This window comes from Mesorhizobium sp. SP-1A (assembly GCF_032460275.1).
GTDB lineage: Bacteria > Pseudomonadota > Alphaproteobacteria > Rhizobiales > Rhizobiaceae > Mesorhizobium.
On the sequence record NZ_JAVXZD010000003.1, the window covers coordinates 171,889 to 187,150 of the forward strand.

Sequence of the window (15,262 nt, forward strand, 5' to 3'; positions counted from 1 at the left end):
CGCCCCCGGCCGGGCAAGCCATGCGGGGCGACCAAGGCGGGTCGGCCTAGCGAAAAGCCATGGCGCAATCTTGGCTTTGATGCGCGCCTCTGCTCTATAGTCTGCCGTTCTTCCGAAACGGATCATGGCAGGAATGGCCGAATACTCAGCCTTTTCGCTCATAGCGAACGCATTCAAGGGCAACCGCGACTGGAAGCCGGCCTGGCGCAAGCCGGACCCCAAGGCGTCTTACGACGTGGTCGTCGTCGGCGGCGGCGGGCACGGGCTTTCGACGGCGTATTATCTCGCCAAGGAGCACGGCATCACCAATGTCGCGGTGCTGGAGAAAGGCTATCTCGGCTCCGGCAATGTCGGGCGCAACACCACGGCCGTGCGCTCGAACTATCTGCTGCCGGCCAATACGCGCTTCTACGAGCACTCGATGAAGCTGTGGGAGAACCTCTCCCATGACCTCAACTACAATGTCATGTTCTCCCAGCGGGGCTGCCTCAACCTCGCGCACAGTCCCGCCCAGCTCGACGATTTCGCGCGGCGCGGCAATGCCATGCGCCATCTCGGCGTCGATGCCGAGCTGATGACGGTTTCCGCGATCTCGCGGCTGATACCGGCGCTGGACGTTTCGTCCAGCGCACGCTTTCCCATCGTCGGGGGCCTGATGCAGGCGCGCGCCGGCACCGCGCGCCACGATGCCGTCGCCTGGGGCTATGCGCGCGCGGCGGACCGGCGTGGCGTCGACATCGTCGAGAATTGCGAGGTCACCGGCTTCCTGAAAGACGGCGACCGGGTCATCGGCGTCACCACCTCGCGCGGCGAGATCCGCGCCAGGAAGGTTGCGGTGGCCGTGGCCGGCAGCACAGGCCGTGTCATGCAACTGGCCGGCGTCGACAGGATGCCGATCGAAAGCCACGTGCTGCAGGCTTTCGTGTCGGAATCGCTGAAGCCGTTTCTCGACACCGTCGTCACCTTCGGCATGGGGCATTTCTACATCGGCCAGTCCGACAAGGGCGGCCTGATCTACGGCGGCGACCTCGACGGCTACAATTCCTACGCCCAGCGCGGCAATCTGCCGATCGTGGAGGAGGTGATGGCGGAAATGGTGGCGCTCTTCCCCGGCCTCGCGCCCGTGCGCATGCTGCGTTCCTGGGGCGGCGTGTGCGACATGTCGATGGACGGCTCGCCCATCATCACCACCGGCCCGCTTCCGGGAATGTATCTCAATTGCGGCTGGTGCTACGGCGGTTTCAAGGCGACGCCCGCCTCCGGCTGGTGCTTCGCCCACACCATCGCCCGCGACGAGCCGCATGAATTCAACGCCGCCTTCACCCTCGACCGCTTCCATCGCGGCATCGTCATCGACGACAAGGGTCAGGGCGCGACGCCCAGGCTCCACTAGGCCATGATCCCGAAAAGTGGACACCGGTTTTCGGCCAAGACCACGGCCAAACGAGAAGATGCAATGCCATGCTGATCACCTGTCCCTATTGCGGACCGCGCGACGTGTCCGAATTCACCTATCAGGGCGACGGCAACCGCCAGCGCCCGGCTCCGAACTCGCAGGATCTCGGCGCATGGAACGAATATGTCTATGATAGGGCGAATCCGGCCGGCGACCACACCGAGATCTGGCAGCATTCCGGCGGCTGCCGCAGCCATTTGAAGGTGGTGCGCAACACGCTGACGCATGAGATCGCGAGCAGCGTCTTCGCGCGCGGCGATCATCGCCATCACCACCATCATCGCGCCACGCCCAAACGGCAGGGAGCCAAGTCATGAGCCCGCGCCGTTCCGGCACCGGCGGCCGCATCGACCGCTTCAGGACGATCCGTTTCACCTTCGACGGCAGGTCCTACACCGGCCACCCCGGCGACACCCTGGCTTCCGCCCTGCTGGCCAACGGCATTTCGCTGTTCGGCCGGTCGTTCAAATACCACCGTCCGCGCGGCGTGCTGACGGCCGGCATCGACGAGCCGAACGCGCTGGTGACGGTCCTGCGCGGCAAGGTGCGCGAGCCGAACCTGCCGGCCACCATGGTCGAGATCCATGACGGCCTCGTCGCCGAAAGCCAGAACCGCTTCCCCTCGCTGGCCTTCGATATCGGCGCCGCCAATCAGCTCGCCGGCCCGCTGATCGCCGCCGGCTTCTACTACAAGACCTTCATGGGACCGGTGGTCGGCCCGCTGAAGGGCACGCGCTTCTGGATGTTCTGCGAGCATTTCATCCGCCGCGCGGCCGGGCTGGGCCGGGCCAGCAAGACGGCCGACCCCGCCCGCTACGAGCGCATGAACGCCTTCTGCGAGGTTCTCGTGGTCGGTTCGGGTCCGGCGGGGCTGATGGCGGCCCGGGCGGCGGCCGATGCTGGCGGAAGGGTCATCCTGGCCGAACTCGATTCCCGTTTGGGCGGCACCGCCAACTGGTCCGGCGAAACCATCGACGGCATGCCCGCCGCCGAATGGGCCGCATCCGAAGTGCGCGACCTGAAAACCCGCGAGAATGTGCGCCTGCTGCCGAGAACGACCGTCTGGGGCTATTATGACGGCAACACGCTTGCCGCGCTGGAGCGCGTGAGCGACCACAAGGAAAGGCCCCGCAAGGGCGAGCCGCGCCACCGCCACTGGACCATCCGGGCGAAGACCGTCGTTCTGGCCACCGGCGCGCTGGAGCGTCCGCTTGCGTTTCCCGGCAACGATCGCCCCGGCGTGATGCTTGCGGGAGCGGTCGAGCGCTACGCCAATGAATTCGGCGTGCTGCCCGGCGACAGGATCGCCCTGTTCACCAACAATGACGGCGCCTATCGCACCGCCGTTTCGCTGCACAAGGCCGGCGCACAGATTGCCGCGATAGTCGACGTTCGCGCGGATGTTTCGGGCGCGGCCCGCGCATTGGCCCAGCAGGCGGGCGCCGAGCTTCTTACAGGTCACGCCGTGGTGGCGACCGAGGGCGTCAGGGCGCTGACCGCGATCAAGGTGCGGCGCTTCGATGCCGGCAGCGGAACCCTCTCCGGCGATGTCCGCACCATCCAGGCCGATTGCCTCGCTATGTCCGGCGGCTGGTCGCCGGCTGTCCATCTGGCCAGCCAGGCGGGCGCCAGGGCGCAATGGGATGCCGAACTCCAGGCGTTCCTGCCGCCGCGCCCGGGCCAGAAATGGATCGGAGCCGGCTCTTTCAACGGCAATTTCTCCACGCTGGAGGCCATCGTCGACGGCCGCTCCGCCGGCCTGACGGCCTCGGGCGGCAAGGAGACGAAGACGGACCTTCCGTCGGTCGAAGGGGCATCCGGAAATCCCAACCCGGCGCCCGTCTTCGAGATCAAGGCAGACGGCAAGAGCTTCGTCGATTTCCAGCACGACGTGACCGTGGACGACGTCCGGCTGGCTCACCGGGAAGGCTTCCAGTCCGTCGAGCATCTGAAGCGCTACACGACGCTCGGCATGGCGACCGACCAGGGCAAGACCTCCAACGTGCCGGGCCTCGCGATCATGGCCGACGCGCTCGGCAGATCGATACCCGAGGTCGGCACCACGCGCTTCCGCCCTCCCTATTCCGCCGTGTCGCTCGGCGCGCTGGCGGCCGAACGCTACGGCGATCTCAGGCCCGACCGCCTGACGCCGATGCACGACTGGCATGTCGAACATGGCGCGACCATGTATTCGGCCGGGCTTTGGCACCGTCCTATGATCTACGGCGAGCCCGGCGAAACGATCGAGCAGGCCTATGTGCGCGAGGCGCAGGCCGTTCGCGAGAGCGCCGGCATCGTGGACGTTTCGACGCTGGGCAAGATCGCCGTTCAGGGCCCCGACGCGGCCGAGTTCCTGGACCGCGTCTACACGAACGTCTTCTCCACCTTGCCTGTCGGCAAGGCGCGCTACGGCCTGATGCTGCGCGAGGACGGTTTCGCCTTAGACGACGGCACCACCTGGCGCCTGGGCGAAAACGAGTTCCTGATGACGACCACCACCGCCAATGCCGGCAAGGTGATGCAGCATCTGGAATATTTCCTCGACGTGATCTGGCCGGACCTGAAGGTGACGGTCACGTCCGTCACCGACGAATGGGCGGGCGCGGCGATCGGCGGGCCCAAGGCGCGCCAGATTCTGGCGTCCTGCGTGAAGGGCACCGCGGTGGACAATTCCGCCCTGCCCTTCATGGGCATCGTACATGGTGAAATCGACGGCGCGCCGGTAATGATCTGCCGGCTTTCCTTCTCCGGGGAAATGGCTTTCGAGGTCTATTGCAAGGCCGGCTACGGCACGCATGTGTGGGAAGCCCTGATGGAGGCAGGCAAGCCCTTCGGCCTCGTGCCCTATGGGCTGGAGGCGCTGGGCACCCTGCGCATCGAGAAGGGCCATGTCACCGGCGCCGAGATCGACGGGCGCACCACCGCGCGCGACCTGCATCTCGACTGGATGCTGTCGAAGAAGAAACCTTTCATCGGCTCCGCCATGATGGACCGGGAGGGCCTGGTCGCGGCCGACCGGCTGCAGCTCGTCGGGCTGGTCGCGCTCGACGGTCGCGCGCTCAATGGCGGCGCGCATGTCGTCGACGAATTGGACGAAGAGAACCCCCGTGACTCGCTCGGACATCTCACCGCCTGCTGCTATTCGCCGGCGCTTGGCAAGTATATCGCGCTGGCGCTGCTGAAGGGCGGCAAGGAGAGGCACGGCACGCGCGCCTTCGTCTCCGATCCCCTGCGCAAGCGTTTCGGCCCAGTCGAGATCGTCAGCCACCATTTCTTCGACCCCGAAGGGAGCCGCATGCATGGTTGAGCGCCAGTCCCCGCTCGAACCCGTCTATCGTCCGGGATCGTTCGGCCATTTCGAGGGTGGCGTCGGCGTCAGGCTGTCGGAGCCGCGTCCGGGTTCCATCGTGCAACTGGCCGCCTGGCCGGGCGAGGAGAAACGCGTCATCACCGCCATCCGCACGGCGACCGGGCTTTCCCTGCCGGACGGCGCCGGCGGCGGCGCCTCCAACGGCCGGAAATCGGCCTTCGGCTTCGCTCCGGACAGGTTCATGGTGACCGACGAAGACGAAGGCCTGGCCGACGTCCTCGCCAAGGCGGTGCCTGCGTCGGCCGGAACGATCACCGACCTGTCGCACGGCCGCACTGCAATCCGCATCGAAGGCCCGAAGGCGGAATGGGTGCTCGGAAAGCTCTTCGCCATCGATTTTTCGCTCGCGGCCTTCCCGATGGGCGCTGGCCGCTCCACCACGCATCATGACGTCTTCGCGCAGATCCAGCGCGCGGGCAGCGACCGCTTCGATCTCTACGTATTTCGATCCTTCGCGCGCTCCTTCTGGAAGACGCTTTGCCATGCGGCAGAGGAAGTGGGCTACGAGGTGCGCTGAAGCGCAGCCACTGGCATCATAAGCCGGCTCCTCTGTCGCTTGAGCCATCCTGCGTCGAACCGATATTGCGCGCGGATCGGCGGCAGCCGCCGCCGGGAAGGAACTGGCCGTGCGTTTCCATGAGCACCGAGACTTCAGCGACCATACCTGCCCGCGTGGAAATTCCGGGCGGCGTCTCGTTGCTGGTTCCGGTGACGGTCGCCTGCGGGCAGTTCATGACCAGCCTCGACCAGAACGTGGTCATCACCGCCCTGCCCGGCATCGGCGAAAGCCTGAACGAGCCCGCCAGCCATCTCGGGTTGGTGGTGACGGCCTACGTCGCCAGCCTCATCATATGTATGCCGCTCGGCGGCTGGGTAGCGGAGCGTTTCGGCGTGCGCCGTTCCTACTGCGCGGCGGTGCTGGTTTTCGGCATCGCGTCGATCCTGTGCGGCCTCGCGACGAGCATGGGCATGATGATCGCCGCGCGGGCCCTGCAGGGCTTCGGCGGCGCGCTGATGGGAACGCTCGGCCAGGTGGTGGTGCTGGGCAGTTTCCCGCGCGAGCGCACACTCAAGATCAACGTCTACATGTCGCTTGCCGGCCAGACCGGACCATTGGTGGGGCCCCTGCTCGGCGGCGCTCTGACCACATACGTGTCCTGGCACTGGATCTTCTTCATCAACGTGCCGCTGGCGCTGGCTGCCGCGGTCTCGGCCGCCGTCCTGTTTCCTTCACCCGCCGCCAACAAATTCTCCCGCTTCGACCTCACCGGCTTCGTGCTCGTGGGCGCCGGCATGGTGCTTCTGGTCTTCGGAATGGATTCGCTCGCCGCGGCGGACCTGTCCGGCTGGACGGCGGCCATCGGGCTTCTGGCGGCCCTGCTGCTCCTCACGATTGCTGCGTTCCACTGCCTGCGTTCGCCCAATCCCCTGCTCGATCTCAGGCTGCTGAACATCCGCACCTTCCGCATCGCCTTCCTGACCGGCGGCGGGCTGGACACGATCAGCCTGTCCTCGGTGCTGTTCCTGCTGCCCTTGATGTTCCAGGTCGGCTTCGGCATGAGCGCCATGGAAGCCGGCTCGCTGACATTCGCGGCCGCCGCCGGCTCCATCCTGGTGAGGGTGATCATGCCTGCCGTGCTGCGGCGCTTCGGCTTCCGCCGCGTGCTTGTCGTAAATACACCGGTCTGCGCCGCGCTGGTGGCCGGCTTTGCGCTGGTGCAGGCCACGACGCCCATGTGGATCGTCCTGGCCTACATCTTCGTCTTCGGCATGTTCCGCTCGGCGCAATGGGCATCTACCGGCAACCTGTCCTATTCGGACGTTGCGCCCGAGCAACTCGCCCGTTTCAGCGCGCTCTATTACATTCTGTGGCAACTGGGCGTGGCGATCAGCGTCGGCACGGCTTCCGCCATGCTGGCCTTGTTGGCCGGGTCGGGCAACATGGCCTCCGCCGACGATTTTCGCGTCGTGTTCCTGGTCGAGGCGCTCATCACGCTTTGCGCGCTGCTGGCCTATCTCCGGCTGACCCCGCAGGACGGCGCCCATATCAGCGGCCACGGCGCCATGATGGCAAACGAATAGCCGTCGCTATTCGGCGAAGCTCACCCATTCTTCCAGCGGCGCACGGTCGGTGCGGAAGGTGCTCTCGGGCCGCGACTTGTCCTCATGGCCCAGCGCCATGCCGCACACGACGATTTCCTCGTCGGAAATGCCGAGCACAGGCCGGATCTGCCGGTGATAGGGCGCGAAAGCAGCCTGCGGACAGGTATGCAGACCCCTCGCCCGCGCGGCGATCATGATGTTCTGCAGGAACATGCCGTAATCGATCCAGGACCCCTGGTTGAGCCTGCGATCGATCGTGAAGATCATGCCCACCGGCGCGTCGAAGAAGACGAAATTCCGGTCGTGCTGGGCCCGCATCCTGTCGACCTCGCGCCGCCCGATGCCGAGCACGCTGTAAAGCCCGTAGCCGTTGGCGCGCCGCCGCGCCAGATAGGGCTCGAAGAACTGGTCGGGATAGTATTTGTACTCGTCCCACTCCGCCTTCTCGGCGCGAACGCCGGAATTCAGGATCGCGTCGCCGATGCGCTGCTTGGTTTCGCCCTTGGTCACATAGACTTTCCAGGGCTGCATGTTGGTGCCGGACGGCGCGCGCGACGCGATCCGCAGGATCTCGCGTACGGTTTCGTCGTCCACCGCGTCGGGCAGGAAGGCACGCACCGACCGGCGCGACAGGATCGCCTCGTCGACAATGACGGTTTCGTCGGAAAAAGGAGCGCTGTTTTCCGGTGCCAGCATCGGCCATCCCTTGCAATGGAATCAGCGGCGTCCCTCCACCCCGCCGGCTACCGGGGCAGCCTTTGCATGAAGCGCCAAAATACCGCAAGCACTTCTTGGCCGGACATGAAATCTCCCTTGATTTTTTCATGAGATTGGCCTTTCATGAAAATCAGATTGATTTTTTCATGTTCTGCCCCGTGACGACTTCAGCCGCCCCTTCGAAGATGCAAACAGGCGAGCATGTGCTCGCCGCCGATCTTCGCGCCTTGCGCAAGGCGCGCGGCCTGACGCTTTCGGAGATCGCGCTCAAGCTGGGCCGTTCCGTTGGCTGGGTCAGCCAGATCGAGCGCGGCCTTTCGGTGCCGTCCATCGGCGACCTGCGCGCGCTGGCCGATCTTTTCGGCGTGCCCATCTCGCTCTTCTTCAGCCATGACGTGCCGCAGGAAGAGGAACGCGGCGTGATCGTGCGAGCCGAGCGCCGCCGGTCTCTGGGCACCAGCGAGTCGGGGCTGGTCGAGGAATTGCTGTCGCCAGACCTCGGCGGCAGCTTCGAGATGCTGCGGTCCGAATTCGCCCCGGGCGCGGAATTGAAGACGCGCTCGCTGCGCCCCACCGAGGAGGCCGGCTACGTCGTATCAGGCATCTTCGAGATCGAGATCGATGCCGTCTGGCACCGCCTCGGCCCCGGCGACAGCTTCCGCTTCGAAAAGAAGACACATCGCTGGCGAAACCCCGGCAAGGAACCCGCCGTGGTGATCTGGGTGATCTCGCCACCGGTATATTGAAATTTGGGAGGAACGACATGGCCGAACTTCCGGCATCGGCACGGGTTGTCATCATCGGCGGCGGCGCGGTCGGCGCCTCGTCGCTCTACCATCTGGCCAAGGCCGGCTGGACCGACTGCGTGCTTCTGGAGAAGAACGAGCTGACCTCGGGCTCCACCTGGCATGCCGCCGGCAACGTCCCGACCTTCTCGTCCTCCTGGTCGCTGATGAACATGCAGCGCTATTCGACCGAGCTCTACCGCGGGCTGGCGGCCGAGGTCGACTATCCGATGAACTACCATGTCACCGGCTCGCTGCGGCTGGCGCATACGAAGGAGCGCATGCGGGAATTCCAGCGCGCCAAGGGCATGGGCCGCTACCAGGGCATGGACATCGAGGTGATCGGCCTCAACGACATCAAGCGCCGCTATCCCTTCATCGAGACGCACGAGCTGGAAGGCGCGCTCTACGACCCCAATGACGGCGACATCGATCCCGCGCAGCTCACGCAGGCGCTGGCCAAGGGCGCGCGCGACATGGGCGCCAAGATCATCCGCTTCTGCCCGGTCACCGGCGTGCGGCGCGAAAAGGACGAATGGATTGTCGAGACGGCGCAGGGCGAAATCCGCTGCGAGATCGTCGTCAACGCGGCCGGCTATCGCGCGCAGGAAGTGGGCCGCATGTTCGGCCGCGAAGTGCCGATGATGGTGATGAGCCACCAGTACATCCTGTTCGAGGAGATCCCGGAACTCGCCGCATGGTCGAAGGAAGCCGGCCACAAGCTGCCTCTGCTGCGCGACGTCGATACGTCCTACTATCTGCGGCAAGAGAAGAACGGCATGAACCTCGGCCCCTATGAGCGCAACTGCCGCGCCCATTGGGCCACGCCGGACGATCCGATGCCGGCGGATTTCTCGTTCCAGCTCTATCCGGACGATCTGGAGCGGCTGGAATGGTATTTGAACGCCGCCGTCTCCCGCGTCCCGATCCTCGGCACCGCCGGCCTCTCCAACGTCATCAACGGCCCGATTCCCTACGCGCCGGACGGCAATCCGCTGATCGGCCCGATGCCGGGCGTGCCCAACGCCTTCGAGGCCTGCGTCTTCACCTTCGGTATCGCCCAGGCCGGCGGTGCCGGCAAGGTGCTGGCCGAATGGGTCACCGAGGGCCGCACCGAATGGGACATGTGGTCCTGCGACCCGCGCCGCTTCACCTCCTATGCCGCCGCGCCCGACTATGCGGTCGCCAAGGGCAAGGAAGTCTACGGCCACGAATACGCCATTCATTTTCCGCGCTATGCCTGGCCTGCCGGCCGCGACCGCAAGCTCTCGCCCATTCACGACCGCATCAAGGCACTCGGCGCGCAGTTCAACGCCTATAATGGCTGGGAGCGCGCGACATGGTTCGCTCAAGCCGGCGACGACACCTCCGAGGAATCGACCCAGACCTTCAAGCGCTCCGGCCCGTGGGAAAAGCGCGTCCGCGAGGAGTGCCTGGCCGTGCGCGACGCCGCCGGCATTCTCGACCTGCCGGGCTTCTCGCGCTTCCGCCTGCAAGGACCCGGCGCGCGCGAATGGCTGGCTGGCCAGATCACCGGCATCGTGCCGAAGCCGGGACGCATCGGCCTCGGCTACTTTGCCGACGACTCCGGCCGGATCGTCACCGAAATGTCTATCATGGCGATCGATGAGGACTTCTTCTTCCTCATCACGGCGGCCGTCGCCCAATGGCATGATTTCGAATGGCTGAAGAATCACCTGCCCGGGGATTCCCGGATCACGCTTCAGGATGTCACGGACAATTTCTCCTGCCAGATCCTGTCCGGTCCGAATGCACGCGCGATCCTCTCGGCAGTTTCCGACGCCGACCTGTCGCAACCCTGGCTCACGCATCAGAGCGCGCAGATCGCGGGGCGCTGGTGCCAGCTCGTGCGCGTCTCCTTCGCCGGCGAGCTGGGTTGGGAAATCCACTCCAAGGTCGAGGACACGGCCGCGATCTTCGACGCCGTCTGGGAAGCCGGCCGGAAGCACGGCCTGAAGCCGTTCGGCATGTTCGCGCTGGATTCGCTGCGGCTGGAAAAAGGCTACCGCGCCTGGAAGCAGGACCTTTCGACCGACTACACCGTGCTTCAGGGCGGACTGGACCGCTTCGTGAAATGGGAAAAGCCAGATTTCCGCGGCAAGGCCGCTCTCGCCAGCGAAAAGCAGCAGGGCGTGAAGAAACGTTTCGCCACGCTGGTCATCGAGAATCCCGGCGATTGCGACGCGCCTTACATGTCCACCGTCTGGCATGACGGCAGGATCGTCGGCGAAACGCTGTCAGGAGGCTGGGGGCACCGGGTGGACAAGTCCATCGCGCTCGGCATGATCCGCGCCGACCTTGCCGAACCGGGCACCACCGTCGAGGTCGAGATCTTCGGCGATCGCTTCGCGGCGACCGTGCAGAAGGACGAGCCGCTGTGGGACCCGAAAAACGAGCGATTGAGAGCCTGACATGCCGAAACCGTCCGCCCGTATCTCCGGCATCACGCCATCCGGCAAGGATGGATGGGAGGTACATTTCGAAGCCATGACCCGCAAGGAAGCAGGCGAAGACATCATCATGCTCTCCGTCGGCGACCATGATTTCGATACGCCAGCCGAGACGGTCGAGGCCTGCGTGACGGCGGTGCGCGGCGGTTACCATCATTACACGCAGCTTCCGGGCATTCCCCGGATGCGTGCGGCGATGGCGAAGATTTCGACGCAGGTCACGGGCGTGCCCACCGATGTCGACCAGATCCTGGCCACGCCGGGCGGCCAGCTCGCCCTCTATGCGGCGGTCCAGGGCACGCTCGACCCCGGCGATCACGCCATCGTCGTGTCGCCCTACTACGCCACCTATCCGGGCACCTTCCGCGCCGCCGGAGCGGATTTTTCCATCGTGGAAACGCGCCCGGAGGACAGCTTCCAGCCGGACGCGGCGGCCGTCGAGGCCGCCGTCCGGCCAAATACGCGCGCCATCCTCATCAACACGCCCAACAACCCCACCGGCGCCGTCTACACGTGCGAGAGCCTCGAGCGCCTTGCGGATGTCTGCCGCCGGCACGATCTCTGGCTTCTCTCGGACGAGGTATACTGGACGCTGGGTGGCGGCGAGCATCTGTCGCCCCGCGCCCTGCCCGGCATGGCCGAGCGCACGCTGGTCATCAATTCCATGTCGAAGAGCCATGGCATGACCGGTTGGCGCATCGGGTGGCTGACCGGACCCAGAGAACTGATCGGCCTCATCGTCAGCCTCAACCTCGTCACCACCTACGGGCTGACGGATTTCGTCTCGCGCGCCGCAGCGGAGGCGCTGGAAAACGGCTATGGCGTAAAGGAGATCGCCGAGCTCTACGCCGAACGGCGCAAGGTCTTCCTCGATGCCGTGCACGGCATGAACGACGTCGTCGTGCGCGGCTCCGAAGGCGGCATGTACGCCATGCTCGACATATCGGCCATCGAGCCGGACGACGAGAAATTTGCATTCGCCTTCCTCGACGCCGAGAAGGTCGCCGTCATGCCCGGCTCCTCCTTCGGCGATGCGGCCGCGGGCCACATCCGCATAAGCCTCTGTCAATCCCCCGAAACGCTGATCGAGGCCGCGCGAAGGTTGCGCCGCTTCGCGGCTTCCTACCAACGCCAGCCCAGAGAAAAGATCGCCACATGAGTGCTCTCCCCGACAAGGCCCGCGTCGTCATCATCGGCGGCGGCGTGGCCGGCTGCTCCGTCGCCTATCACCTTGCCAAGCTCGGCTGGAGCGACGTGGTGCTATTGGAGCGCAAGCAGCTGACATGCGGCACGACGTGGCACGCCGCCGGCCTGATCGGGCAGTTGCGCGCCACCGCGAACATGACGCGGCTGGCGAAATACACCGCCGACCTCTATGTGCGGCTGGAAGAAGAGACCGGGGTCGCCACCGGCATGCGCCAATGCGGCTCCATATCGATAGCGCTCACCGACGAGCGCAAGGAGGAACTCTATCGCGGCGCCTCGATGGCGCGCGCCCGTGGCGTCGAGGTCGAGGAAATCTCGCCGGCCGAAGCGAAGGCCAGGTATCCGCATCTGGAGATCTCCGACGTCAAGGGCGCGGTGTTCATCCCCAAGGACGGCCAGGGCGACCCCGCCAACATCACCCAGGCGCTGGCCAAGGGCGCGCGCCAGCACGGCGCCAGGATCATCGAGCAGGCCAAGGTGACGGCGATCCACAAGGACAAGGGCCGCGTCACGGGCGTCACCGTTACGGCCGATGGCGAAACCAGGACCATCGCCTGCGAGCATGTCGTCAATTGCGCCGGCATGTGGGCCCGGGACGTGGGCGCGTCGGTCGGCGTGCCGGTGCCGCTGCATGCGTGCGAGCATTTCTACATCGTGACGGAGGCGATCCCAGATCTCGGCCGCCTGCCGGTGCTGCGGGTGCCTGACGAATGCGCCTATTACAAGGAAGACGCCGGCAAGATCCTGCTCGGCGCTTTCGAGCCGGTCGCCAAGCCATGGGGCATGGAAGGCATTCCGGAAGATTTCTGCTTCGATCAGTTGCCGGAGGATTTCGACCATTTCGAGCCGATCCTCGAAAAAGCGGTGAAGCGCATGCCGCTGCTGGCGAATGCCGGCATCCACACCTTCTTCAACGGCCCGGAGAGCTTCACGCCGGACGACCGCTACTATCTCGGCGAAGCGGCGCAGCTCAAGAATTTCTGGGTCGCCTGCGGCTTCAACTCGATCGGCATCCAGTCGTCGGGCGGCGCGGGCATGGCGCTGGCGCAATGGATGCAGGACGGCGAGCCGCCCTTCGACCTGTGGGATGTCGACATCCGCCGCGTGCAGCCGTTCCAGGCAAACCGCTCCTATCTGTTCCAGCGTTCCACCGAGACGCTCGGCCTGCTCTATGCCGACCACTTCCCCTATCGCCAGCCCGTGACCGCGCGCGGCGTGCGCCGCTCGCCCATCCACGAGCACCTGAAGGCGCGAGGCGCGGTCTTCGGCGAGACCGCCGGCTGGGAGCGCGCCAACTGGTTCGCGCGCGAGGGACAGGAGCGCGAATACCGCTATTCGTGGAAGCGGCAGAACTGGTTCGACAACCAGCGCGAGGAGCACCTTGCCGTGCGCAACAATGTCGGCCTGTTCGACATGACCTCGTTCGGCAAGATCCGCGTCGAAGGCCGTGACGCCTTGTCCTTCCTGCAAAAACTCTGCGCCGCCGACCTCGACGTCGAGCCGGGCAAAATCGTCTACACCCAGATGCTCAACGAGCGCGGCGGCATCGAAAGCGACCTGACCGTCTCGCGCCTGTCCGAAACCGCCTTCTTCCTCGTCGTGCCCGGCGCCACGCTGCAACGCGACCTCGCCTGGCTGCGCCGGCATCTCTCCGACGAGTTCGTGGTGATCACCGACGTGACGGTGTCCGAATCCGTGCTTTGCCTGATGGGTCCGCGCTCGCGCGAACTGATACGAAAGGTGAGCCCCAACGACTTCTCCAACGAGGCTCATCCCTTCGGCACGTTCCGCGAGATCGAGATCGGCATGGGCCTCGCCCGCGCCCATCGCGTCACCTATGTCGGCGAACTCGGCTGGGAACTCTATGTTTCGACCGACCAGACGGCCCATGTCTTCGAGGCGCTGGAAGAGGCCGGTCGCGAACTCGACCTGAAACTGTGCGGCCTGCATACGCTCGATTCCTGCCGCATCGAGAAGGCGTTCCGCCATTTCGGCCACGACATCACCGACGAGGACCATGTGCTCGAGGCAGGCCTCGGCTTTGCGGTGAAGACCGACAAGGGCGATTTCATCGGCCGCGATGCCGTGCTGCGCAAGAAGGAGGCAGGCCTCGACCGCAGGCTGGTGCAGTTCCGGCTGAAGGACCCGCAGCCGCTTCTGTTCCACAACGAGGCGATCGTGCGCGACGGCAGCATCGTGGACACCGTCGCCAGCGGCAATTACGGCCACTTCCTCGGCGGCGCGATCGGCATGGGCTATGTGCCGTGCAAAGGGCAGAGCGCGGACGACGTGCTGTCTTCCACCTACGAGATCGAGATCGCCGGCGAGCGTTTTCCTGCCGAGGCTTCGCTGAAGCCGATGTATGATCCGAAGGCGGAAAGGGTGCGGGCGTAAGACGCTTTTGCCCTCCCCCTTCGTGGGGAGGGCAAGCCCTTCAAAATGCCTCCAGTTTCCGTCGAACCTCCCGCAAAAACGCGCTGCGGGTTTCCGGGGTGGATTGGTCCATCAGGTAATGCGCCATGAAAAGCGTGCGGCAGCGCCAGCCGCACAGCGCGCGAATGCCGCGCAGGATCGTCTTGCGTCCCGGATGGCCCACGACATGGGACCACCACCGCGGCGCGCCGCAGGTGGTGATGACGGCGATCTTGGAAATATGCGTCATCAGCGGCTTGACCGGGCCGGGGCCCTTCGGCAGTTCGAAGGCCACGTCCGTCGCCCAGACGCGGTCGAGCCAGCCTTTCAGCATCGCCGGCAGCCCGTACCACCACGTCGGATAGACGAAAACGATGGCTTCGGCCCATCTGAGGTGCTCTACGTGCCTCTTTAGCGCGGGGTCGGTCGGTGCATGGTCGTTGTACTCGCGCCGCTCGCAATCGCGCATCACCGGGTCGAAATTCTCGGCGTAGAGGTCCACCAGCCGCGCCTCGCATCCCTTGGCCTCGATTGCCGCCAATGCCGTATCCCGCACGGAAGCGCAAAAACTTTCGGGCACCGGATGGCAATAGACCACGAGGACCTTCATGGGCGCCCCTTACCCTTGTGGGCAGGGTCGGCAGGCAATCGAAGCGAAGCCCGGATTGCGAGACGGCGTGTCAGAGTTTCGCCCCGGGGCCGATTTCTGTACCCCTGACCCGCGCCGCTTCGCGGATCGACC

Annotated in this window: 11 protein-coding genes; 9 read left to right on the forward strand and 2 right to left on the reverse strand. The window is 65.5% G+C overall.

What is annotated here, in order from left to right:
* Positions 1–133 precede the first annotated feature (133 nt).
* The 5 genes from QU595_RS15805 (at position 134) to QU595_RS15825 (ending at position 6,908) form a co-directional block, all read left to right on the forward strand.
* Positions 134–1,393: a sarcosine oxidase subunit beta family protein gene (locus QU595_RS15805; RefSeq protein WP_315924496.1), complete on the forward strand. Its 1,260-nt coding sequence runs from the start codon at positions 134–136 to the stop codon at positions 1,391–1,393.
* 68 nt (positions 1,394–1,461) lie between these two features.
* Positions 1,462–1,773 carry a sarcosine oxidase subunit delta gene (locus QU595_RS15810; protein ID WP_315923580.1) on the forward strand — a complete coding sequence of 104 codons (312 nt, stop codon included), beginning with the start codon at positions 1,462–1,464 and terminating at the stop codon, positions 1,771–1,773.
* The gene (locus tag QU595_RS15815; protein ID WP_315923582.1) at positions 1,770–4,763 is read left to right on the forward strand and encodes a sarcosine oxidase subunit alpha; all 2,994 of its coding nucleotides are present in this window, start codon (positions 1,770–1,772) and stop codon (positions 4,761–4,763) included. Before QU595_RS15810 ends, QU595_RS15815 begins: the two co-directional genes overlap by 4 nt.
* The gene (locus tag QU595_RS15820) at positions 4,756–5,343 is read left to right on the forward strand and encodes a sarcosine oxidase subunit gamma (protein ID WP_315923584.1); all 588 of its coding nucleotides are present in this window, start codon (positions 4,756–4,758) and stop codon (positions 5,341–5,343) included. The genes QU595_RS15815 and QU595_RS15820 overlap by 8 nt, the downstream gene beginning before the upstream one ends.
* Positions 5,344–5,462: 119 nt before the next feature.
* Positions 5,463–6,908 carry an MFS transporter gene (locus tag QU595_RS15825; RefSeq protein ID WP_315923585.1) on the forward strand — a complete coding sequence of 482 codons (1,446 nt, stop codon included), beginning with the start codon at positions 5,463–5,465 and terminating at the stop codon, positions 6,906–6,908.
* A gap of 6 nt (positions 6,909–6,914) precedes the next feature.
* Here the strand turns inward: QU595_RS15825 and QU595_RS15830 are convergent, their stop codons facing one another.
* Positions 6,915–7,625, reverse strand: a complete 711-nt coding sequence (locus QU595_RS15830; protein ID WP_315923587.1) for a nitroreductase — start codon at positions 7,623–7,625, stop codon at positions 6,915–6,917.
* A gap of 206 nt (positions 7,626–7,831) precedes the next feature.
* On the opposite strand from QU595_RS15830, the gene QU595_RS15835 reads away from it, so the two are divergent.
* Genes QU595_RS15835 through QU595_RS15850 form a run of 4 tightly spaced genes read left to right on the forward strand, consistent with a single transcriptional unit; the run spans position 7,832 to position 14,502 of the window.
* Positions 7,832–8,392, forward strand: a complete 561-nt coding sequence (locus QU595_RS15835) for an XRE family transcriptional regulator (RefSeq protein WP_315924498.1) — start codon at positions 7,832–7,834, stop codon at positions 8,390–8,392.
* A gap of 17 nt (positions 8,393–8,409) precedes the next feature.
* The gene (locus QU595_RS15840) at positions 8,410–10,863 is read left to right on the forward strand and encodes an FAD-dependent oxidoreductase (protein WP_315923589.1); all 2,454 of its coding nucleotides are present in this window, start codon (positions 8,410–8,412) and stop codon (positions 10,861–10,863) included.
* A gap of 1 nt (position 10,864) precedes the next feature.
* Entirely contained in the window at positions 10,865–12,061 is a 1,197-nt protein-coding gene (locus QU595_RS15845) for a pyridoxal phosphate-dependent aminotransferase (RefSeq protein WP_315923591.1), read from the forward strand.
* The gene (locus tag QU595_RS15850; protein ID WP_315923593.1) at positions 12,058–14,502 is read left to right on the forward strand and encodes an FAD-dependent oxidoreductase; all 2,445 of its coding nucleotides are present in this window, start codon (positions 12,058–12,060) and stop codon (positions 14,500–14,502) included. Before QU595_RS15845 ends, QU595_RS15850 begins: the two co-directional genes overlap by 4 nt.
* A gap of 40 nt (positions 14,503–14,542) precedes the next feature.
* On the opposite strand, the gene QU595_RS15855 is transcribed toward QU595_RS15850, so the two are convergent.
* Positions 14,543–15,130: an NAD(P)H-dependent oxidoreductase gene (locus QU595_RS15855; RefSeq protein WP_315923595.1), complete on the reverse strand. Its 588-nt coding sequence runs from the start codon at positions 15,128–15,130 to the stop codon at positions 14,543–14,545.
* Between the last annotated feature and the right edge of the window lie 132 nt (positions 15,131–15,262).

Excerpts from the sequence above, each read along its gene's own strand:
- QU595_RS15805 (WP_315924496.1), top strand. The coding sequence starts at position 134 with ATGGCCGAATACTCAGCCTTTTCGCTCATAGCGAACGCATTCAAGGGC.
- QU595_RS15810 (WP_315923580.1), top strand. The coding sequence starts at position 1,462 with ATGCTGATCACCTGTCCCTATTGCGGACCGCGCGACGTGTCCGAATTC.
- QU595_RS15815 (WP_315923582.1), top strand. The coding sequence starts at position 1,770 with ATGAGCCCGCGCCGTTCCGGCACCGGCGGCCGCATCGACCGCTTCAGG.
- QU595_RS15820 (WP_315923584.1), top strand. The coding sequence starts at position 4,756 with ATGGTTGAGCGCCAGTCCCCGCTCGAACCCGTCTATCGTCCGGGATCG.
- QU595_RS15825 (WP_315923585.1), top strand. The coding sequence starts at position 5,463 with ATGAGCACCGAGACTTCAGCGACCATACCTGCCCGCGTGGAAATTCCG.
- QU595_RS15830 (WP_315923587.1), bottom strand. The coding sequence starts at position 7,625 with ATGCTGGCACCGGAAAACAGCGCTCCTTTTTCCGACGAAACCGTCATT.
- QU595_RS15835 (WP_315924498.1), top strand. The coding sequence starts at position 7,832 with ATGCAAACAGGCGAGCATGTGCTCGCCGCCGATCTTCGCGCCTTGCGC.
- QU595_RS15840 (WP_315923589.1), top strand. The coding sequence starts at position 8,410 with ATGGCCGAACTTCCGGCATCGGCACGGGTTGTCATCATCGGCGGCGGC.
- QU595_RS15845 (WP_315923591.1), top strand. The coding sequence starts at position 10,865 with ATGCCGAAACCGTCCGCCCGTATCTCCGGCATCACGCCATCCGGCAAG.
- QU595_RS15850 (WP_315923593.1), top strand. The coding sequence starts at position 12,058 with ATGAGTGCTCTCCCCGACAAGGCCCGCGTCGTCATCATCGGCGGCGGC.
- QU595_RS15855 (WP_315923595.1), bottom strand. The coding sequence starts at position 15,130 with ATGAAGGTCCTCGTGGTCTATTGCCATCCGGTGCCCGAAAGTTTTTGC.